Source organism: Microbulbifer zhoushanensis (genome assembly GCF_021729055.1).
In the GTDB taxonomy this organism is placed as follows: domain Bacteria; phylum Pseudomonadota; class Gammaproteobacteria; order Pseudomonadales; family Cellvibrionaceae; genus Microbulbifer; species Microbulbifer zhoushanensis.
In genome coordinates, this window is the sequence record NZ_JAJSAO010000007.1 from 155,474 (window position 1) to 175,081 (window position 19,608).

Consider the following 19,608-nt stretch of genomic DNA (forward strand, 5'->3'; position numbering starts at 1 on the left):
GTGTCGCTGCCAGCAAAAGTAAAAATGGTTGAGGTGGGCCCGCGCGATGGCCTGCAGAATGAAAAACAGGAAATTTCCGTGGCCACGCGGGTGGCGCTGGTGGACCGTCTCAGCGCCGCCGGCCTGCCGGTGATTGAGGCGGGCAGTTTTGTCAGCCCGAAATGGGTGCCGCAGATGGCCGCCAGTGAGGAAGTTCTGGCTGCGATCGAGCGCCGCCCCGGAATTACTTACAGCGCGCTGACCCCAAACATGAAGGGCTACGAGCGGGCCCTGCAGGCCCGCGCCGACGAGGTGGCGGTGTTCGGTGCCGCGTCCGAGTCGTTTACGCAGAAGAATATCAATTGCTCCATCGCCGAGAGCCTGGAGCGCTTTCGCCCGCTGCTGGAGCAGGCGCGCGCTGACGGTATCCGGGTGCGCGGCTACGTGTCCTGTGTGCTGGGCTGCCCCTACGAGGGCGATATCGCTCCGGAAAAGGTAGCCGAGGTGAGCGCCGCGCTGCTGCAGATGGGCTGTTACGAGATTTCACTGGGTGACACCATCGGCGTCGGCACCCCGGAGGCCGCACGCAAAATGGTCGAGACGGTGGCCGCGTGCGTGCCCATGGAGAAGCTGGCGGTGCACTTCCACGATACCTACGGCCAGGCGCTGGCAAACATCTATGCGGCGTTGCAGGCCGGGGTGACGGTGGTGGATTCGGCCGTGGCCGGGCTGGGAGGCTGTCCCTATGCCCGCGGTGCCTCTGGCAATGTGGCCAGCGAGGATGTGCTCTATATGCTCAATGGCCTGGATATCGACACCGGGGTCGACCTGCACAAGCTGGTTGCGGCCGGAAACTTCATCTCCGCCGAGCTGGGCCGCGAGAGTAACTCCCGTGTTGCCCGGGCCATCACTGGCTGATCCCCACCGCCCGGGGGCTGCCTGAGCCCCTTCGGGCGGCCCCTGCCATACAGAATCTGCTAACATCGGCGCAAAGTCACCGAAACTGCAATGCCGATGAAACTGCTGAAGATTTCCCTCCTCGCCCTCACGTTCCTGCTGGTTGTTGTTGCCCTCGCCGCCCCCGGATTTATCGGTCCTCAGGTGGAGCAGCAGTGGCAGCAGCAGTTCGCGCGCCTGCAGGGGGCCGATAACACCGGCTACCAGCGGGGCTGGTTCGGAGCCGAGGCGGGCACACGGGTCAGTGGTCGTGACGGTGACACCCGACTGCGCAGCGAGATCCAGCACGGCCCGGTGGTGTTTACGGCTGCAGGCCCGCGGGTGGGCCTGCTCTACAGCGAGACCCGCCTGTCGGTGGAACAACTGGCACCGGCGCTGCGGGCCCAGCTGGAAAAAATTTACGGGCGCCTCGACCACAGCCCGGCGGTGCTGGAATCACTGGTGGGTGCCGACAACAGGGTCCGCAATGTGCTCAGGCTGGAGCCCTTCACCCGCAGCGACAGCGGCGGTGAGCTGAGTTTCGGCGGGGCCGAAATCGTGGTCGAGAGCGATTATGCCGGCACTGCGGTCGCCGGTACGCTGGAGATCGGCGCTGTGCAGCGTCGCCAGTTCGCGCTGGACAAGTTTTCGTCCGCTGCAGTGACAGGTCGCTTCAGCTTTATTCCGGGCGAATCCGGGGAATTGTCCCTGTCGCTGCCGGAACTGAAGGCCGACTCCGATGCCGGCCCGGTGGAAATCCGTGAGGCTACGCTGGCGCTGCGGGCCCGGCGGCTCGATACCGGGAACCTCGAAGTCCACTCCGATCTACAGGTGCCACAGGTCCAGTCTGCCACCCCGGTCTCATCCTTGCAGCAGCAGGTAACCCTGCCGGATATTGCGCTGGCGGACCTGGGGCATTTCCTCCATGCCCTGTTGCTGGTGCCCGCGGCAGAGCGCGACTGGCCCGAGATCATGCGCAGGCCATTGCAGCTCCAGCAACAGGCGGCAATCCAGTCGGCCAATGGTCCCATGCTGATGGACCTGGATATGGACTGGCGTGGCATGCCGGCGGGGATGCGGCCGGCAAAGCAGGCCCCCGGCCAGTGGCTGCAGCCGCTGGTGGGGACCATGACGTTCACTTCCGCCGAGCAGGCATTGATGCAGTCGCCGCTGGTGGGGCAGGCCATCGCGTTGCGGGAATACGGCCTGTTGCTGCAGGAGGGTGATGAGCTGCAGATGCTCCTGGAGGTCAATCGCGGTGACCTGCGGGTAAACGGCCAGCAACTGCCACCGGACCTCTTTATGCTGGCCCTGGGCGGCGGTTTCTAGGCGGTGCAATTGGCGCTGGAGGGGATAATGTCGCCCGCCGCCAGCAAGGCAGCGGGCTGGTATGCGAGGTCGGTTACCGGTCAGTAAGCGGGCCGGTTGTCTGCCAGTGTCAGCCAGCCACGTACCACGCGGTAGACCACCCACACCCAGCTGATGCCCAGGATCAGGAAGCCGAGGCCCATGATCCACCAGGTCAGGGAGCCGATCACAAACCACAGCAGGCTGAACCAGAAAGTACGGATCTGCCAGCGGAAATGCGACTCGGCCATGGTGCCGCGCACGTCGCCGCGCTTGACGTAGTTGATCAGCACCCCGACAAAGAAGGGCACCGCGGTAAACAGGCTGATGGCCTGGATCAGGTAAACGAGGGTGGCAAGGTCACGCCCGGACTGCTCGCGTGCTTCCTGGTTCTGGATCGGGTATTGCTCGGTCATCGCTTCTCTCACAAGGGGTTCCGGCCATTATAGTGCGGCCCCGATACCGCTTTTCAAGCCGGACCCCATTTCGCACCGCCGCGTGCGCGGCTCACTTTAACGCCCAGGCGGTGTGCACGTTGCGGTCCCGCCAGGCCTTCAGCTGCTGGATGGAAGAGCGCATCATATTCAGTACTTCCGTGCGTTGGTGGCGACAGTACTCGCGCTCACTGTCGGTGCCCAGAGAGTCGGCCAGCGTGCGCAGGCGAGAGGCGATGGCCTCGAGGCCGACTTCCTCGGAGCTGGCGGCCGCGGAGCGCGCCTGCTGTTCCGCATCCAGCCAATGGCGGCCAGTCAGGGCGCTGGTAAGGGAGGTGATGCGCTTGGGCAGGGCAGCAATGCGGCTGCTGAGCAACTCGGCAAAGGCCAGGTGGCCCAGCGTGTCCCGCTGGCGCTCCAGCGTGGCGGGGTTCAGCAGGCGGGAGGTGTCCGCCTTGGCCGGGCGGCGCGGCTGTTGCCGGGCGCGGCGGGAGACCCAGTTGAGCAGCTGCTGCAGCTGTGTATCCATCACCGGCCGGGCGAGCACCCCGGTCAGCCCCTCGGCCTGGTAGCGCTCCTTCTCGCCGCCCAGCAGGGCATTGACCAGCGCAAAAATCGGCAGGTCGCGGCCGGAATGCCGCCGGATCTTGCGGGTCACCTCGACACAATCCAGCTGGCCCAGGTCGCAGTCGAGTAGCACCAGGTCGAATTTGTCCCGGCCCGCGGCCTCGGCGCCGTCGAGGCCATTGGTCATACGCACGACCCGGTGTCCCCGTTGCTCCAGCGCCCCCAGCAGGGTGTCCTGCTCTTCGTTCTCCACCAGTAATACCGACAGGCTGCCCGACGAGCGGGCGGGCTGGGTGCCGGGCTCTGCGACCGGGATATCTGCACCGCCGCGTCGCCGCAGTTGGGACAGGGCCTGCAGGGCGGCTTCCAGTTGCCGCTGTGCCATTTCCGCCAGCCCGGCCGACTCGGGGTCGCCACCCCGCAGGAGCAGGTTGAGGGTACCCTGCACAGCTTCCAGGGGGCGCTGGAGCCGGTGGTTGATGGTGGCGTGCACATCGTTGCGCTCCTGCCGGAGCAGCTCAACGGTGTCGCGGGTTTCACTCAGCTGTACGTCGCGCCGGGCGACCTCGTTGTTGGTGGCCTGCAGGCGCCGGTACAACTTGGTGTTGTCGGACTTGAGGCGCTCGATAGTGGCGCTCGATTGCATTGCGGCGTGCCCGGCGCGCTGCCGTATAAAAAGGGCGGCAACCGCTGTCGCCACCAGCGCTGTGGCCAGCAACACTGGCCATACGAGTGCCACCTGGGTATCGGTAAACAACTCCGGCAGGGGGGCAGCGGAGGCGGGGGCGGCACCGGCGAAGGCGAGCACCGCCAGGGCGGCGCGCACGGGAATGCCAGCGCGATCCATGGTATTTATCATCCTTGTAACCATTCGCTGTGGAGCGGACCAATTCCTGCGGTCCGGGGGTATTGGGGCGGTCGTAACCACCCTGCGGTTCAATCTTCAATACTAGATAATGCAAAAGTCTGCACTATACAAGCGAGATGGGGGGATAAACCGGACAGTTTGGGGTGCGTTGGTACTAACTGAGGCGCCCTGTCAGGCGGCGCAGGGCAGCCTCTGCCGCAACAACTGCAGCATGCGCTCAGAGGGCAGGAACAGGTGGATGCCCTCGCAGTGACGCAGCAGCTCCGGATAGAAATAATCGAAGTGAGTGCAACCGAGGATCAGGATCTGCACACCGCTCTTGACCAGGGCGGCGGCCAGGTCGTCGAGGGCATGCTGGCGCACGATCACCTCCGGCGGGATCTGGTCCTCGATGTCCTCGACGATCTGCAGGTTGCCAATACCGATGACCTTGGCGGTATTGTTGCGCGAAAGGATCTCGCGCTCGATATTGGCACAGCTCTGGCAGTTGGCCGCCAGCAGGCCGAAGTTGCGATAGCGCCCGGTCAGTTCGGCATAGACATCGAGTGGGGAAATCACCTCGATCGGGGCCGAGGCGCGCATCTTTTCCAGGTCCACGGCACCGGAAAGGGAGTTGCAGTAGATCATGGCCGCATCGGCGCCGGCCCGGTGCAGCTCGACAATTGCATCCACCAGCTGGCTGGTCAGGGCGTTGCGATCCAGGGCCTGCAGGTTGGTCTGGGCCTGGGGAGATGCGGACAGGGACAGGCCGATACCCCGGACCTGGCGCTCGGCAAGGAAAGTGAGCCCGAACTGGGTGTCTGTGGCGGTGCCGGCGACGATGCCGATGGTCAGGTCACTGTTCTTTATCTCGTTTTCCAGCACTACTGACCTCATTGCGGATCCAGCGTCATGGTGGCGTCGATGCCGCGGGACCGCCTATTTATCCACATCCGGCGCAGCCAGTCGAGATAAATTCCGTAGGGCCGGCCCAGGGCGCCGGCAATGACCAGGAAGGTGGCGCTGGCCGTGGCGATCTCGGCCCAGCTGGCGCCACCCAGCAACATATTGCCCACGTAGAGCGGGAACTGGAAGCTGAGGAAAACAAAGGTGTCCAGCAGGTAGGCATTGACCGGCCCACGCCCGCCAAAGCGGTCCGCCACCCAGTGGCGATAGACCCCGAACGGGCGCGCGATCAGGGTATTGAACACCACCGCCATCAGGCGTACCTGGATATGCTCCTGCAGGCTCATGCCGGCCAGCAGCAGCTCGATCGGGATGGCAACGGCCCAGGAGAAGCTGTTCATGGCAAAGATGTCCAGCACTAGCTCCCGTCGCCGGCACAGGGTGTGGCCGGGGGGCGCCTCAATGGCGGGCATCTCCGGTGGAGTAATGGTGGTGGCAGTTGACATGGTACTTCTGGATTTCAGGGGCCGCTAAGCGGGCCGTTGGGTTCAATCACTGGATGAGGCGGCGATTATATCTACAGTTCGGATAAAATCTAGTCTGCATATATTAAGAACATGTAAAAAATAAACTGTATATCTCGATCTATGCTTTTTATTGGGGCAAATATCACCCTCAGGCCGGTCTTCGGGTAAGGTTGGTCATCACTGATCGGGACAACCGGGGTGGGCAGTGAAGAGGGTGCGGGCCCGCGGGTGCCGGGTGGGGGCAAAGGGGCAAAGGGGCAAAGGGGCGAAAGGTGGGGTTGAGCGGCAATTGAGGGGGCAGGGTGGTCGCCGGACCACCCGTTTCCAGCGGCAGGAGCCGCGATCAGCGGCGGGCCTTTTCCACTACCAGGCTGCCAATGGAATAGCCGGCACCGAAGGAGCAGATGACCCCCCGGTCGCCCGGTTGCAGGTCGTCGCGATAGAGGTGGAAGGCAATGACCGAGCCGGCGCAGCCGGTGTTGGCATAGCGGTCCAGTACCACCGGGGCGCGCTCTTCACTGGCGCCATCGCCCATCAGCTTTCGCGCGATCAGGTTGTTCATGTTGATATTGGCCTGGTGCAGCCAGTAGCGGGCCAGCTCGGCAGGGTCGCCCCCGGTTTCGCGGACATGTTCCTCAATGTGCGCGGCGGCCATGGGGCAGACTTCCTTGAACACCTTGCGGCCGTTCTGGCGGAACAGCTTGCCATCGCCGAACGGATCCACATCCGCGGCGCGGGAGGTGTAGCTGAAGTTGGAGCGGATGTTGTTGGAAAACACCGTCTTTGCGCGGGTGCCGAGAATCTCCCAGGCATCGTCGGCGGTACAGGTCTCGGCGCTCTCGACCACACTCGCCACCGCCACATCGCCAAAAATGAAGTGGCTGTCACGGTCGGTGTAGTCGACCTGGGGCGAGGCCAGCTCCGGATTGATCACCAGCACGGTTTTCGCCGCACCGGAGCAGACGGTATCCACCGCGCGCTGCAGGGCGAAGGTGGCGGATGAGCAGGCGACTTCCATATCGAAGGCAAAGCCGTCGATGCCCAGTGCACCCTGGATCTCGATGGCGATCGCGGGATAGGCCCGCTGAAGGTAGGATGCGCCCACGATCACCGCATCGATATCCCCCGGTTTCTTGCCGGCGGCGGCCAGCGCGTCCCTGGCGGCGGCCAGGCCCATCTCCGCCTGCAGGCAGAGCTCGTCGTCAGCGCGCTCAGGCAGGTAGGGGCGCATGCGTTCCGGGTCGAGGATACCTTCGCGGCTGACCACAAAACGGCTCTTGATACCCGACGCCTTCTCGATGAACTCCGCCGATGACAGCGGCCTGGCAGCTATCTCTCCGGCCTCGATGGCATCCGCATGTTCGGCGTTGAAGCGCTCGGCGAAGCGGTTGTAGGCGTCGACCAGCTCTTCGTTGCTGATCGAATGGGGCGGTGTCCAGAGGCCGGTGCCGCTGATCACCACACTGCGCGGCAGCTTGTTGTCACTCATCGCTGGGATTCCCGTCTGGCGCTCGACGGCGTGCGAGCGGCTGGTCACTAGGTATAACGTTAGCAGCGCTGCCCCCGGATTGAGACTCCGGTGCCAGGCTGGCGTGGGGCGCTATTCTGACGGGATGTCGTTTTCCGGTCTATTTCCGTTGAGGACGGAGTGTCAGGGGGTTCTGGCCAGTGCGAAGGCGCTTATAGACACGGCACCGGCGGAGTGCAGGGTGCGCGCCGCCGCCTCCAGGGTGGCGCCGGTGGTCATCACATCATCCACCAGCCCCACATGCAGGCCATCGAATCGCCCGCGGGCGACAAAGCAGCCCTCCAGGTTGCGCAGCCGCTGCCGCCGGTCGAGTCCCCGCTGGCTGGCGCCGGCCCTGGCCCGGCGCAGCTTGCCGGTATGGACCGGGAGCCCCCACGCATCCCCCAGCTTTGTCGCGATCACCTGGGCCTGGTTGAAGCCACGCTGCCAGTAGCGGCGCCAGTGCAGGGGAACAGGGACCAGGATATCGGGCGGTGGGGCCGGGGGGCCGAGCTGTGCAGCCGCCAGCATTGTGAGACTGTGCGCCGCCGCCATATCCCCCCGGTCCTTGAAGCGTCGCACCAGCTGCGCCACCGGGTACGCGTAGTGCCAGGCACAGTGTGCCGCGTCGAAGGCCGGAGGCCGGCGCAGGCACCGGGGGCAGGTGGCCGCCACCGGCAGGGGAAGGGCGCAGCGGGGGCAGGCGCATTGCAGTTGCGGCAGATCCGCGCTGCAGGCATGGCAGATGCCGGCGGCAGTGCCCGCAGGGCGGCTGCACAGCAGGCACAGTGCCAGCCTGCGTGACAAAAAATGTGAAATCAGTCTGTAAACCATTCCCTGGCCATTTGGTTGACAGCGGTCCGGCCACCGCTAAACTGGCGACTTTACCGGTGCCATCCATAACAAGCCGCCGCCAATAATCGATGGGAGACTACCCCTGTGACCGCCGCCCAGCAAATGACCAACGCCTCCTCCCTGTACGCCGGGGAGCGCCACGACTGGACCCGCCAGCAGGTCCTGGACCTGTTCGCGCTGCCGTTCAATGACCTGTTGTTTACCGCCCAGCAGGTGCATCGCATGCACTTCGATCCCAACCGGGTACAGGTGAGCACCCTCTGTTCCATCAAGACCGGCGCCTGTCCCGAGGATTGCGCCTACTGCCCACAGAGCGCCCGCTACGATACCGGGCTGGAGCGGGAGCAACTGATGAAGGTGGAAAAGGTGGTCGAGGAGGCGCGTGCGGCCAGGGCCAGTGGCGCCACCCGTTTCTGCATGGGGGCCGCCTGGCGCTCACCGAAGAAAAAGGACATGCCGTATGTCACCCGCATGGTGCGGGAAGTGAAAGCGCTGGGGCTGGAGACCTGCATGACCCTGGGTATGCTGAAGGACGAACAGGCCCGCGAACTGGCCGAGGCGGGGCTCGACTACTACAACCACAACCTGGATACCTCGCCGGAGTACTACGGCGAGATCATCACCACCCGCACCTACCAGGACCGCCTGGAAACCCTCGACCGGGTTCGCGCCGCGGGCATGAAAGTCTGTGCGGGCGGTATCGTCGGCCTGGGAGAGGGCGAGAAGGACCGTGCCGGGCTGCTGATGCAGCTGGCCAACCTGCCGGAGCACCCGGAGTCGGTGCCGATCAATATGCTGGTGAAAGTGGCCGGCACCCCGCTGGAAGATGAGAAGGACCTGGACCCGTTCGAGTTTATCCGCTGCATCGCCGTGGCCCGCATCATGATGCCAAAGTCCCACGTGCGTCTGTCCGCCGGGCGCGAGGCGATGAGTGACGAGATGCAGTCGCTGGCCTTCCTGGCGGGTGCCAACTCGATTTTCTACGGTGAGAAGCTGCTCACTACCGGTAACCCCGAGGCCAACGAGGACATGCAGTTGTTCGCCCGCCTGGGCATCCAGCCGGAGGAGTACCAGCAGTACGCGGATGAGTCCGAGGTGGAGGCAGACCTCGGTGCCCGCATCGCCGAACAGGAAAACGACCCCTACTTCTACGACGCCGCAAAATGACTGCCGCCAGTCCGCTGGCGGATATGCTCCGCCAGCGCCTCGATGAGCGCCGCGAGCGCAAGCTTTACCGCCAGCTGAAAACCCTGGCCGCCGCGCCGGGGCCGGAAGCGGAAGTGGACGGCGCTCCGCTGGTGGCTTTCAGCAGCAATGACTACCTGGGCCTGGCGACCCATCCGGCGGTCATTGCCGCGCAGCAGGCCGGGGCCGGGCTGGGCGCCGGTGCGACCGCTTCCCACCTGGTCAACGGGCACCTGCAGGTGCACGAGCAGCTACAGCAGAAAATCGCCGAACTTACCGGCCGCGAGGCGGCGCTGGTATTCTCCAGCGGCTATATGGCCAATGTCGGCACCATCTGTGCCCTGGTGGGGCGCGGCGACAACATCATCTCCGACAAGCTCAACCACGCCTCCCTGATCGACGGCGCGCGCCTGTGCCGCGCCGAGAGCCTGCGTTTTGCCCACAGCGACTTGCCTGCACTGGAGCGCCAGTTGCAGCGGGCGCAGCGCAACGGCGGCAATATCCTGGTGGCGGTGGACGGTGTCTACAGCATGGACGGCGACTGTGCCCCCCTGGCCGGGATTGCCGCGCTGTGCCGGCAGTACGACGCCTGGCTGATGGTGGACGAGGCCCACGGCTTCGGGGTCATGGGCAGCGATGAGCTGCCTGCCGCCGGCAGTGCGGCGGCTGCGGGCCTGGGACCGGAGCAGGTACCGGTGTTGATGGGTACCCTGGGCAAGGCGGCGGGCAACGCTGGTGCCTTTATTGCCGGTTCGCGGCAACTGGTGGATTTCCTGGTGCAGTTCGCCCGCCCGTATATCTATACCACCGGTATGCCGCCGGCGGTGGCCGCCGGCAGCATCGCCGCGCTGGAGCTGATGCAGGGCGAGCCCGCCCACCGCCGCCGTTTGCAGGCACGTATCGACCAGTTCCGCCAGCGGGCAGGCGAGCTCGGGCTGCCTCTCATGCCCTCCGCCAGCGCCATCCAGCCACTGCAGCTGGGGTGCGAGGAAACTGTGGTGCAGGTCGCCGCCCGGCTGCAGTCACAGGGCTACCTGGTAGGTGCCATCCGCCCACCGACGGTGCCCGCCGGTACCGCGCGGTTGCGAATTACCCTGTCCGCCGCCCACAGCGCAGCGCAGGTCGAGGGCCTGCTCGCCGCCCTGGCCGCGGCACTGCCCGGTGGCGTTACCCGCGATGTGACCACGGGAGAGCAATCGTGAATGAGTCCCTCTCGCTGGTATTCCTGCACGGCTGGGGCGGTGACAGCCGCATCTGGGAGCCACTGTGCACGCAGCTGGGGGAATCCTCCGGCCTGCCCACAGTCACCATCGACCTGCCGGGCTTCGGCAGTCGCGCCGGCGAACCCTGGCCCGATGACGAAACCCTGCTCGCCGATATCGCCGCCCGTTTACCCGGGCCCTGTGTGCTGGTGGGGCACTCCCTGGGGGGCATGCTGGCGTTGCGGCTGGCGGCGCACGAGGCCCGGGACGGCAACGGCAAAATCCGTGGCCTGTGCACCATCGGAGCCAACGCCAGTTTTGTCGGGCGCGAGCAGTGGCCGGGGATGGAGCCGCGGGTATTCGAACAGTTCTGCCGCGGCTTTGCCGCGGATCCGGCGGCGACGCAGGCGCAGTTCTGTGGCCTGCAGGCCCGGGGCGACCGGGCGATGCGGCCAGTCATGAAACAACTGAAACAGTGGATACAGCCCGTGACCGGGCCCGCCTGGGGGCGGGCCCTGGAGGTTCTGGGGCGCTGGGATAATCGCGCCCTGATAGCCGGCTGGCAGGATTCGCGCGTGCCCGCCCTGCACCTGCTCGGTGAGGGTGACGCGCTTGTGCCCGTGGCAGCAGCGGCCGAGCTGCGGGCGCTGGGCGCCGATGCGCGGGTGCTGGAGGGGGCTGGCCATATGCCGCAGCTCTCCTGCCCCGGACTGGTGGCGAAGCAACTCTGTGTTTTTCTCCAGGGAATCCACGAAACCGAAAGCGACGGGGCGCCCTTCGACAAGCGCGCGGTGGCGCGCTCCTTCGGGCGCGCCGCCAGCAGTTACGACCGGGCAGCCCACCTGCAGCGGGCCGTGTGCCGGCAGCTGCTGGGCCGCCTGGAAACCAGCCGGCCACCGCAGCGGATTCTCGACCTGGGAAGCGGCACCGGTTACGGCTGTGAGCTGCTGCGCCGGCGATATCCCGACGCCGAGATCATCGCGCTGGACCTGGCCGAGGGCATGCTGGACTACGCGCGTCGCGAACGCCCGGTGGCAGACCACTATATTGCCGCCGACGCGGAATTCCTGCCGCTGGCGGACGCCAGTGTCGACCTGGTGTTCTCCAGCATGGCGCTGCAGTGGTGTTACCGGTTGCCGGGGCTGTTTGCCGAGCTGCGCCGGGTGCTGGCGGACAATGGCAGCTGCCAGGTGGCAACACTCGGCCCGGGGACCCTGGATGAACTGCGGCGCAGCTGGGCCGCCGTGGATGGCGGTGTGCACGTCAATCGTTTTCTCCCCGCCGGTGACTGGCTGGCGGCTGCGAGGGGGGCCGGGTTGTCCGGTGCGCTGAAGTCCGAGGGCCGGGTGCTGCACTTCGATACCGTGATGGAATTGATGCGGGAGCTGAAAACCATCGGTGCCCATAACGTCAATCGCGATGCCGGGCGCGGATTGACCGGCCGCGCGCGCCTGCAGGCCCTGGCGGAAGCCTATGAGCAGTGGCGGACGCCCGCCGGCCTGCCGGCCAGTTACGAGCTGCTCTACCTGGATCTCGAGGCCGGGCAGGCGTCGAAAAACAAAACGGGCGCCGGCTGTACAGCGGGCGCCCGTCGGATGATCTAGCTGGTCCCGGAGGGGATCAGGGGTAGATGGAGATAGGGGTGGGGGTATCCACCATGGCCCAGATCTCGTCCATCTCACGGTTGTTCACCGCGATACAACCGTCGGTCCAGTTCATCCTTTTCAGGTAATCTTCCATACCGGTCCACTGCGGCTTGATGCCGTGGATCATGATATCGCCACCGGGATTGACACCCAGGCGCCGTGCGCGGGCCTTGTCCGCCCGGTTCGGGTAGGAGATGTGGATCGAGCGGTAAAAGCGGCTCTGCGGGTTTTTCCAGTCGAGGGTATAGCGGCCTTCCGGCGTGCGCTCGTCACCCTGCTGGATTTTGTGACCACGGGGGTTGTCGCCAAAAGAGACCTTGTAGCTCTTGAGCACGCGGCCATTTTTCTTCAGCTGCATCAGCGCCTTGGATTTGTACACGACGACCTCGTCCGCCTTGGTCACAGCGGCGGAGGCAAAGAACGGGGCAAGCAGCAACAGGGCAAAAGCAATGTATCGCATAATCTCGGTAACGCGTCTGGTTGGTCAAGGTTCCGGTTGTGTCAGCTTCCCTGCTATCGCATGGCGCGGCGGTCAGGAGTCACGCTGGGTGGCTCCGGCGGCACGGCACATACGGTGCGACTTTGATGGCAATGCTGGGTGACAGCGCTGTCCTTGATTGCCAGCCCGGTAAACCCGGGACTTTCATTGGAGAAATTATCCTAACCCGGGGCTATATACAGCGGCCGGCTGATTAATAATTACTCTAAGTGGGTAATTTATCAGCAAGTAGACGGCGTTTAAAGAGGCGTCAAGAAAAAAACTGCAAATTCAGGAGGGGTACCAGTGGCCAGATCCTTTTTCGTTGCCGGCACCGACACCGAGGTCGGTAAAACCCATGTGACCGCGGCCCTGCTGGCCGCTGCTGCCGCTCGCGGGCTGCAGACGGCAGCGGTGAAGCCGGTGGCCTCCGGCTGTGAGTGCACCCATGAGGGCCTGCGCAACGCCGACGCGCTGCTGCTGCAGGAAGCGATGACCATGGAGTTGCCCTACCAGCAGGTCAACCCGATCGCGCTCGAACCGGCCATCGCCCCCCATATTGCTGCGATGGAGGCGGGCAAGCGCCTGGACGTGGGGCGCCTGGCCGGCGTGTGCCGCGGGGTCATGAATAGCGGTGCCGACCTGGTGCTGATCGAGGGGGCGGGGGGCTGGCGCACCCCGTTGGGGCCGCGCGGGTTCCTGTCCGACCTGCCGCGGGAGCTGGATATCCCGGTGATCCTGGTGGTGGGAATGCAGCTGGGCTGCATCAATCACGCACTGCTGACTGCAGAGTCGATACGCCGTGATGGCCTGCAGCTGGCCGGCTGGGTGGCCAACTTTGCCCGCGAGGGCATGGCGCGCCCGGAAGAAAACCTGGCCACACTGCACCACCTCCTGCCGGCCCCGCTGCTCGGGGTGGTGCCGTTCGATGAGGCGGCCGACTACCGTGTCGCTGCGGAGCACCTGGGCCTGGATCCGCTCCTTTCCTGAGCACGGGCCAGTGGGTTCCCGCTGGAGTCCACTGGCCCGGGCTGCGGGTATCCGGTCGAGAGCCCGCATCCCCCCATCTGCCTGTCCGCGCCTCCGGTGCATGCAAAGACAGTTGACAAGTCCCTGCTGCGCGCCTAGATTCAAACGGCTGTTTGAAACAACTGAATGAGGCACACGGAGCATGGCTGACTACAAGGCCCCCCTGCGGGAGATGAACTTCCTGCTGCACGAAGTTTTTGCTGCGGATGAGCTCTGGGCACGCCTGCCCGGGCTGGCCGGCGCGGTGGATCGCGAGACCGCTGACGCGATTCTCGAGGAAATGGCCAAGCTCGCCGCCAACACCCTGGACCCGATCAACCGCTCCGGCGACGAAGAGGGCTGCCAGTGGGACGACGGCGTGGTCACTACTCCGGCGGGCTTCAGGGAAGCCTATGCCACTTTCTGTGAGGGCGGCTGGGGCGCACTGCTGGGCAACCCGGAATACGGCGGCATGGGCATGCCCAAAATGCTGGGCGCACAGGTCGAGGAGATGATCAACTCCGCCAATATCTCCTTCGCCCTCTACCCGGTGCTGACTGCCGGTGCCTGCCTGGCGCTCGATGCCCACGGCAGTGAGGAGCTGAAGCAGAAGTACCTGCCGAAGATGTACGAGGGTACCTGGTCCGGTGCCATGGACCTGACCGAGCCCCACGCCGGTACCGACCTGGGCATTATCCGTACCAAGGCCGAGCCGCAGGACGACGGCAGCTACAAGGTCACCGGCAGCAAGATCTTTATTACCGGCGGCGACCAGGACCTGTCCGAGAACATCATCCACCTGGTGCTGGCCAAGCTGCCCGATGCGCCGAAGGGACCCAAGGGGATCTCCCTGTTCCTGGTGCCGAAGTTCCTGGTGAACGAGGACGGCAGCCTGGGCGAGCGCAACGCGGTCAACTGCGGTTCCATCGAGCACAAGATGGGCATCAAGGCCTCCGCCACCTGCGCGATGAACTTCGACGGCGCCACCGGCTGGCTGGTGGGCGAGGTGAACAAGGGCCTGGCGGCCATGTTCACCATGATGAACTACGAGCGCCTGGGTGTGGGCATCCAGGGCCTGGGCGCCTCCGAGCGCTCTTACCAGAACGCGCTGGAGTACGCCCGCGAGCGTATCCAGAGCCGCTCCCCGGCGGGCCCGCAGCAGGCCGACAAGGCCGCTGACCCGATCACCGTACACCCGGATGTGCGCCGCATGCTGCTTACCCAGAAAGCGCTGATCGGTGGCGGCCGCGCCCTGTCCACTTACGTGGCGCAGTGGCTGGATATCGCCAAGTTCGGTGAGGGTGATGAGAAGAAAAACGCGGAAGCGATGGTGGCCCTGCTCACCCCGGTAGCCAAGGCCTTCTTCACCGATATGGGCCTGGACTGCACCGTGACCGGCCAGCAGGTGTTTGGCGGCCACGGCTATATCCGCGAATGGGGCCAGGAGCAGCTGGTGCGCGACGTGCGCATTACCCAGATTTACGAGGGCACCAACGGTATCCAGGCTCTCGACCTGGTGGGCCGCAAGACCGTCGCCAACGGCGGGGCCTTCTTCAACCTGTTTGCCGACGACGTGCAGGCGTTCGTCGACACGCACATCGATAACGAACACCTGGCCGAGTTCGTACAGCCGCTGGCGGAAGAGCTCCAGCGGCTGCGGGATGTCACCGGAAAGATCATCGAGGCCGCCAAGGCCGACCCCCACGCGCCGGGCGCCGCCTCGGTGGAGTACCTGCACCTGTTCGGTTACGTGGCCTACGCCTTTATGTGGGCCAAGGCTGCCGCCGTGGCCCTGCCTAAAGTGGATGGGGACAGCTTCTACAAAGGACAGGTCAAGACCGCGCGCTTCTATTTCCAGCGCCTGTTGCCGCGCACCCGCGGACTGGCCGCCAGTGTCGATGCCGGCAGCCACAGCCTGATGGATATCGAGGAGGAGCTGCTGTAGGCAGCCCCGCTGTAAGCGGCCCCCTCGACCTGTTTCCAAGCAGCCTTGCCAGCCCCGCCCAGCGGGGCTTTTTTTTGCCTGCTTGCCGGCCGCTTTTACCGTCAGCGGCTTTCTCCTAAACTGCTCCTGAACTCTCCGCGCGGACCCGGGGGCATAACAACAGGCGAAATATCCCATGAACGATAAGAAAAAACTTTCCGACGAGGACCAGGCACGGGTCGACAGATTCCTCCACAGCGGCGTCAACGAGACTGAGCGCAAGCCGTTCCGCCCGCTGCTGTTGCTCGGTGTGATCGTGGGGGTGCTGACCCTGCTCTCATTGCTCAGCCTCTTTATTGCCAGCACCAAGGGGGTGGTCTGATGGGGGCCCCGGGTGAGTTTGTGCCGCTGCAGTTTGAGCCGCTGGGTGAGACAGAGATGTGCAGCCGCGCCAGCGCGTTTTACCAGTTGATGCGCCGGCGGCGCACGGTGCGCGACTTCAGTGCCGCGCCGGTGCCCCGTGCGGTCATCGAGGATGCGATCCGCACTGCCGGCAGCGCCCCCAGCGGGGCCAATATGCAGCCCTGGCATTTCGTGGTGGCCGAGAGTGCGGAGATCAAGCGCAGGATCCGCCTGGCGGCGGAAGAGGAGGAGCGTGAATTTTACCAGCGTCGTGCCTCGGAGGAGTGGCTGCAGGCCCTGGAGCCGCTGGGCACCGACGCCCACAAACCCTTCCTGGAGACGGCGCCCTACCTGATCGTGGTGTTCCTGAAAAAATTCACCAGTGCCGGGGACGGCGAGCGGCGCAAGAATTACTACACATCCGAATCGGTGGGCATTGCCACTGGTATGCTGATCGCCGCCCTCCACAACGCCGGCGTCGCGACACTCACCCACACACCCAGCCCGATGAGGTTCCTCAACCAGATCCTCGGGCGCCCGGCCACGGAAAAGCCGTATATGATCCTGGTGGCGGGCCTGCCGGCCGAGGGGGCGGAGGTGCCGGCCATCGACAAGAAGCCGCTGGGGGAAATCGCGGACTTTGTCTAGCCCACTGCTGGTCTGCGGTGCCCCGGCCGGGCTATAGTCAGCTGGCAAGAGCATAATGGGCCTTTAAACTATGAAAATAAGAAAATTTATTCTCACGCTGGGCCTTGTGATGGGCCTGGGCGGTTGTAGCAGCCTGGCACAGATATTCCTGGAGAATGCCAGTGACAGCCGGATTCGCTACAGCTCCCATTGCCAGAGCCTGCGTATGCAGTGTCGCGGGGAGAATTACCGCGAGTGGGAGACCTCAACCGGCCGCCGGGGCTGTTCCTGCGACGGTCCCTCCAACCAGCAACCCACACCGGGGGATGTCCTTGGCCCCCGCTGAACCGGCCCCTGCCCAATAAGCGGCGCCGGGGATCAGCCCCGTCCCATTCGCAGCAGGTGGCGCCATTCACCCGCGGCCACCGGCTGCACCGACAGGCGTCCCTGCTTTACCAGCACCATTTCCTGCAGGTCGGGGTCGGCCTTGATCGTCGCCAGCGGCACCGGCCGCGCGAATTCTCCCTGCCAGCGTATATCCACGCAAAACCAGCGCGGTTTTTCCTGCGTCGCCTTGGGGTCAAAATAGGCTGATTCGGGGTCGAACTGGGCCGGATCCGGGTAGGCCTCCCGGACCACCACGGCGGTGCCCACCACGGCCGGCACCCGGCAGGCGCTGTGGTAAAACAGCACCCCGTCCCCTTCCCGCACCCGGTCCCGCAGGAAATTGCGCGCCTGGTAGTTCCGGATCCCGTCCCAGCGTCCCGTGCGGTCCGGCTCAGCGGCCAGGTCCTGCAGGCTGTATTCATCGGGTTCGGACTTGAAAAGCCAGTAGTTCACGGGGGCTCCTGCGGCAGTCTGTTGCCAGGCTGCGCCCGGCGGTATTTCGCCCGGGGCAGCGGGCAATTAGTATGTTTGACCAAAGTGGGAAGGGCCCCGTTCGGCCCCAGTGGCCGCATCGGCGGCTTCCCGGCAGTAAATTCTGCGCGGATCCCGGTCCGCGCGCAATTGCGGAACCATATGGGCAACAATGTCTTTCACTGGCTGGCCGAGAGGCTCGCCACGCATCGCTGGCAATACCGGGCCCTGCAGCTTTCCGGCTGGGGCGGTTACACCCTGCTCACGTTTGTCGGCAGCTTCTTCTGGGTGGAGAACCACTGGCTGCATACCGGTTATATCGCCGCGGCCACCGCGTCCGGCGTGCTGCTGTCCGAGGTCATGCGGCGAGGTTTCCAGCGCCTGTGGAACAAGCCCCCGGCGCTGCGACTGTTCGGGTCCCTGGGCGTGGTGGCGCTGGCGGCGGTCCTCTGGGCGGCAATCAAGTTCGCGGGCTCGGCCTGGCTTTACGGCACCGAGAAGGGCGAGCACCCGGCAGTCCTGGCCGTCTACTGGTTTTCCTACTCATTCCTGATCCTGATGACCTGGGCGGCGCTCTATTACGGCATCAAGTACTACCAGACCTCGCTGGCGCAGCAGGCCAAGGCTCTGCGTGCCGAGTCCATGGCGCACCAGGCGCAGCTCAAGATGCTGCGCTACCAGCTCAATCCGCATTTCCTCTTCAATACCCTCAATGCCATCTCCACGCTGATCCTGGACAGCCAGGGGCGCACGGCCAACGACATGGTGTCGCGCCTGTCGCAGTTCCTGCGCCACTCGCTGGATAACGACCCGATGCAGAAGGTCACCCTGGCCAAGGAAGTCGAGGCGCTGATGCTCTACCTGGATATCGAGAAGGTGCGCTTCGATGACCGCCTGGCGGTAAACGTCGACCTGGATGGCGACTCGCCGCGGGCACTGGTGCCCAGCCTGTTGCTGCAACCGCTGGTGGAAAATGCGATCAAATACGCTATCTCACAGCGGGAGTGGGGCGGCGAGATCAATATCAAGGCGCGGGTGTTTGCCGGTGAACTGTTGCTGGAGGTAAGCGACAATGGCCCTGGCGTATCCGAGGAGGTGCTGGCTGGCCTAGGGTCCGGGCAGGGCGTGGGTATCCGCAACACCTGCGAGCGCCTGCGTGCACTCTATGGCCCGGAGCAGAAGGTGCGCTTCCGCAACCGCAATGAGGGAGGGCTGGCAGTGCATATAAGAATTCCCTACCAACAGGAATCGAGACATGAGTGGCAACCGAGACAGACTGAGAGCCATCGTCATTGACGATGAACCCCTGGCCCGCAAGGGCCTGCGCCTGCGGCTGCAGGCCCTGGGTGATGTAGAGGTGATCGGCGAGTGCAGCAATGGTCGCGAGGCCCTGGAGCAGGTGCCGGCACTGCGGCCGGATGTCCTGTTTGTGGACATCCAGATGCCCGGGGTCGACGGCTTGCAGATGGTCCAGCAACTGCCGCGGGAAGAGATCCCGCAGGTGGTCTTTGTCACCGCGTACGACCAGTACGCGGTGGAGGCGTTCGAGGTCAATGCCGTGGACTACGTGCTCAAGCCCATCGAGGAAGAGCGGTTGCGGACCGCCATGGAGCGGGTGCGGAACAAGATCGCCAGCGCTGATATTGCCACCCAGCGGGAGCAGCTGCTGGAAGCGGTGGCGGACCTTACCAGCGAATCCCCCGAGGTGCTGGAACAGAAACTGGCGGCGGGAGATCTCCAGGGGGAGTGGGGCGGTAGCCGCTACCCGGAAAAGATAGCCATCAAGGATGCGGGCCGGATCACCCTGGTGCCCGCTGCCGACATTGACTGGATCGATGCCGCCGGTGACTACATGTGCGTGCACGCCAATGGCGAGACCCATGTCATGCGTATCACCATGAAGGAGCTGGAGCAGCAGCTGGACCCGGCGAAATTCCAGCGGATCCATCGCTCCACTATCGTCAACCTGGGCCGGGTGCGGGAGATATGCGCGCATATCAACGGCGAGTACCACCTGGTGCTTAATAATGGCGAACGCCTCAAGATGAGTCGCAGCTACAAGAACAAGGTCCAGCACTTTCTCTGACATCCGCTGGCCGCTGCATAGTCCCTCCCGCGCCGGCCGCTAGCCGGCGGACTTTGAAGGCTAATCCTGGCCAGTGTCGTGATCTGGTTGCGGGACCGGTCGTGGCTCGCGGCGGCGCCAGCTGAGGCGGTTCTCCAGCAGCCGGATGCCACATTGACTGTGGGGTTCTGCGTCCATTGCATGGACTTGGGCGGTTGAGTGCCTGCCATGCACATTACCGCCACCGTCACTATCGCGACCGGGACAGCCGCAACCGCTCCGACCTGGCGCGAATCTATCGGTGCTGA

The 19,608-nt window shown here is 64.8% G+C and carries 20 protein-coding genes; 12 read left to right on the plus strand and 8 right to left on the minus strand.

The window, feature by feature from the left end:
• Together LVD10_RS15350 and LVD10_RS15355 are read left to right on the plus strand one after the other, a co-directional pair.
• A complete protein-coding gene (locus tag LVD10_RS15350) occupies nt 1-897 on the plus strand; it encodes a hydroxymethylglutaryl-CoA lyase (RefSeq protein WP_232940753.1) in 897 nt (298 codons plus the stop codon).
• A gap of 90 nt (nt 898-987) precedes the next feature.
• Nucleotides 988-2,244: a DUF945 family protein gene (locus LVD10_RS15355; protein ID WP_237064195.1), complete on the plus strand. Its 1,257-nt coding sequence runs from the start codon at nt 988-990 to the stop codon at nt 2,242-2,244.
• An 80-nt stretch (nt 2,245-2,324) separates the two neighbouring features.
• Here the strand turns inward: LVD10_RS15355 and LVD10_RS15360 are convergent, their stop codons facing one another.
• The 6 genes from LVD10_RS15360 to LVD10_RS15385 form a co-directional block, all read right to left on the minus strand.
• A complete protein-coding gene (locus tag LVD10_RS15360) occupies nt 2,325-2,690 on the minus strand; it encodes a DUF4870 family protein (protein WP_232940755.1) in 366 nt (121 codons plus the stop codon).
• A 79-nt stretch (nt 2,691-2,769) separates the two neighbouring features.
• Nucleotides 2,770-4,122 carry a response regulator gene (locus LVD10_RS15365; protein ID WP_232940756.1) on the minus strand — a complete coding sequence of 451 codons (1,353 nt, stop codon included), beginning with the start codon at nt 4,120-4,122 and terminating at the stop codon, nt 2,770-2,772.
• A 180-nt stretch (nt 4,123-4,302) separates the two neighbouring features.
• Nucleotides 4,303-5,007 carry an aspartate/glutamate racemase family protein gene (locus LVD10_RS15370; protein WP_237064196.1) on the minus strand — a complete coding sequence of 235 codons (705 nt, stop codon included), beginning with the start codon at nt 5,005-5,007 and terminating at the stop codon, nt 4,303-4,305.
• Nucleotides 5,004-5,522, minus strand: coding sequence for an L-alanine exporter AlaE (alaE, locus tag LVD10_RS15375; RefSeq protein WP_232940758.1), 519 nt, complete (start codon nt 5,520-5,522; stop codon nt 5,004-5,006). The genes LVD10_RS15370 and alaE overlap by 4 nt, the downstream gene beginning before the upstream one ends.
• 364 nt (nt 5,523-5,886) lie before the next feature.
• The gene (locus LVD10_RS15380) at nt 5,887-7,032 is read right to left on the minus strand and encodes a beta-ketoacyl-ACP synthase III (RefSeq protein ID WP_237064197.1); all 1,146 of its coding nucleotides are present in this window, start codon (nt 7,030-7,032) and stop codon (nt 5,887-5,889) included.
• Between the two features lie 162 nt (nt 7,033-7,194).
• Nucleotides 7,195-7,857 carry a ComFC family protein gene (locus LVD10_RS15385; protein WP_237064199.1) on the minus strand — a complete coding sequence of 221 codons (663 nt, stop codon included), beginning with the start codon at nt 7,855-7,857 and terminating at the stop codon, nt 7,195-7,197.
• Between the two features lie 150 nt (nt 7,858-8,007).
• Here LVD10_RS15385 and bioB point away from each other — a divergent pair, with 150 nt between their 5' ends.
• Genes bioB through bioC form a run of 3 tightly spaced genes read left to right on the plus strand, consistent with a single transcriptional unit; the run spans nt 8,008 to nt 11,896 of the window.
• Nucleotides 8,008-9,072, plus strand: coding sequence for a biotin synthase BioB (gene bioB, locus LVD10_RS15390; protein WP_233006714.1), 1,065 nt, complete (start codon nt 8,008-8,010; stop codon nt 9,070-9,072).
• Nucleotides 9,069-10,292, plus strand: a complete 1,224-nt coding sequence (gene bioF / locus LVD10_RS15395; RefSeq protein ID WP_237064201.1) for an 8-amino-7-oxononanoate synthase — start codon at nt 9,069-9,071, stop codon at nt 10,290-10,292. The genes bioB and bioF overlap by 4 nt, the downstream gene beginning before the upstream one ends.
• Nucleotides 10,289-11,896: a malonyl-ACP O-methyltransferase BioC gene (bioC, locus tag LVD10_RS15400; protein ID WP_232940762.1), complete on the plus strand. Its 1,608-nt coding sequence runs from the start codon at nt 10,289-10,291 to the stop codon at nt 11,894-11,896. The genes bioF and bioC overlap by 4 nt, the downstream gene beginning before the upstream one ends.
• A 16-nt stretch (nt 11,897-11,912) precedes the next feature.
• Here bioC and LVD10_RS15405 read toward each other — a convergent pair whose 3' ends face one another.
• Nucleotides 11,913-12,398 (minus strand): L,D-transpeptidase family protein, encoded by a 486-nt coding sequence (locus tag LVD10_RS15405; RefSeq protein WP_232940763.1) that lies wholly within the window; start codon nt 12,396-12,398, stop codon nt 11,913-11,915.
• A gap of 324 nt (nt 12,399-12,722) precedes the next feature.
• Here LVD10_RS15405 and bioD point away from each other — a divergent pair, with 324 nt between their 5' ends.
• From bioD to LVD10_RS15430, 5 genes are all read left to right on the plus strand, one after another.
• Nucleotides 12,723-13,406, plus strand: coding sequence for a dethiobiotin synthase (gene bioD / locus LVD10_RS15410; RefSeq protein WP_232940764.1), 684 nt, complete (start codon nt 12,723-12,725; stop codon nt 13,404-13,406).
• A gap of 181 nt (nt 13,407-13,587) precedes the next feature.
• Complete coding sequence (locus LVD10_RS15415) at nt 13,588-15,369, plus strand: acyl-CoA dehydrogenase C-terminal domain-containing protein (protein ID WP_232940765.1); 1,782 nt, start codon at nt 13,588-13,590, stop codon at nt 15,367-15,369.
• 175 nt (nt 15,370-15,544) lie between these two features.
• Nucleotides 15,545-15,730: a DUF3094 family protein gene (locus tag LVD10_RS15420; RefSeq protein ID WP_232940766.1), complete on the plus strand. Its 186-nt coding sequence runs from the start codon at nt 15,545-15,547 to the stop codon at nt 15,728-15,730.
• Nucleotides 15,730-16,398, plus strand: coding sequence for a nitroreductase family protein (locus LVD10_RS15425; RefSeq protein WP_232940767.1), 669 nt, complete (start codon nt 15,730-15,732; stop codon nt 16,396-16,398). Before LVD10_RS15420 ends, LVD10_RS15425 begins: the two co-directional genes overlap by 1 nt.
• A 70-nt stretch (nt 16,399-16,468) precedes the next feature.
• Nucleotides 16,469-16,723, plus strand: coding sequence for a hypothetical protein (locus LVD10_RS15430; RefSeq protein ID WP_232940768.1), 255 nt, complete (start codon nt 16,469-16,471; stop codon nt 16,721-16,723).
• Between the two features lie 32 nt (nt 16,724-16,755).
• Here LVD10_RS15430 and LVD10_RS15435 read toward each other — a convergent pair whose 3' ends face one another.
• Entirely contained in the window at nt 16,756-17,217 is a 462-nt protein-coding gene (locus LVD10_RS15435; RefSeq protein ID WP_232940769.1) for an EVE domain-containing protein, read from the minus strand.
• Between the two features lie 84 nt (nt 17,218-17,301).
• Here LVD10_RS15435 and LVD10_RS15440 point away from each other — a divergent pair, with 84 nt between their 5' ends.
• Together LVD10_RS15440 and LVD10_RS15445 are read left to right on the plus strand one after the other, a co-directional pair.
• Nucleotides 17,302-18,531, plus strand: coding sequence for a sensor histidine kinase (locus LVD10_RS15440; protein ID WP_233006715.1), 1,230 nt, complete (start codon nt 17,302-17,304; stop codon nt 18,529-18,531).
• Entirely contained in the window at nt 18,491-19,321 is an 831-nt protein-coding gene (locus LVD10_RS15445) for a LytR/AlgR family response regulator transcription factor (protein ID WP_232940770.1), read from the plus strand. Before LVD10_RS15440 ends, LVD10_RS15445 begins: the two co-directional genes overlap by 41 nt.
• Nucleotides 19,322-19,608 lie beyond the last annotated feature (287 nt).

Excerpts from the sequence above, each read along its gene's own strand:
- LVD10_RS15355 (WP_237064195.1), top strand. The coding sequence starts at position 988 with ATGCCGATGAAACTGCTGAAGATTTCCCTCCTCGCCCTCACGTTCCTG.
- LVD10_RS15365 (WP_232940756.1), bottom strand. The coding sequence starts at position 4,122 with ATGATAAATACCATGGATCGCGCTGGCATTCCCGTGCGCGCCGCCCTG.
- LVD10_RS15370 (WP_237064196.1), bottom strand. The coding sequence starts at position 5,007 with ATGAGGTCAGTAGTGCTGGAAAACGAGATAAAGAACAGTGACCTGACC.
- alaE (WP_232940758.1), bottom strand. The coding sequence starts at position 5,522 with ATGTCAACTGCCACCACCATTACTCCACCGGAGATGCCCGCCATTGAG.
- LVD10_RS15380 (WP_237064197.1), bottom strand. The coding sequence starts at position 7,032 with ATGAGTGACAACAAGCTGCCGCGCAGTGTGGTGATCAGCGGCACCGGC.
- bioB (WP_233006714.1), top strand. The coding sequence starts at position 8,008 with ATGACCAACGCCTCCTCCCTGTACGCCGGGGAGCGCCACGACTGGACC.
- bioF (WP_237064201.1), top strand. The coding sequence starts at position 9,069 with ATGACTGCCGCCAGTCCGCTGGCGGATATGCTCCGCCAGCGCCTCGAT.
- LVD10_RS15405 (WP_232940763.1), bottom strand. The coding sequence starts at position 12,398 with ATGCGATACATTGCTTTTGCCCTGTTGCTGCTTGCCCCGTTCTTTGCC.
- LVD10_RS15415 (WP_232940765.1), top strand. The coding sequence starts at position 13,588 with ATGGCTGACTACAAGGCCCCCCTGCGGGAGATGAACTTCCTGCTGCAC.
- LVD10_RS15420 (WP_232940766.1), top strand. The coding sequence starts at position 15,545 with ATGAACGATAAGAAAAAACTTTCCGACGAGGACCAGGCACGGGTCGAC.
- LVD10_RS15425 (WP_232940767.1), top strand. The coding sequence starts at position 15,730 with ATGGGGGCCCCGGGTGAGTTTGTGCCGCTGCAGTTTGAGCCGCTGGGT.
- LVD10_RS15430 (WP_232940768.1), top strand. The coding sequence starts at position 16,469 with ATGAAAATAAGAAAATTTATTCTCACGCTGGGCCTTGTGATGGGCCTG.
- LVD10_RS15445 (WP_232940770.1), top strand. The coding sequence starts at position 18,491 with ATGAGTGGCAACCGAGACAGACTGAGAGCCATCGTCATTGACGATGAA.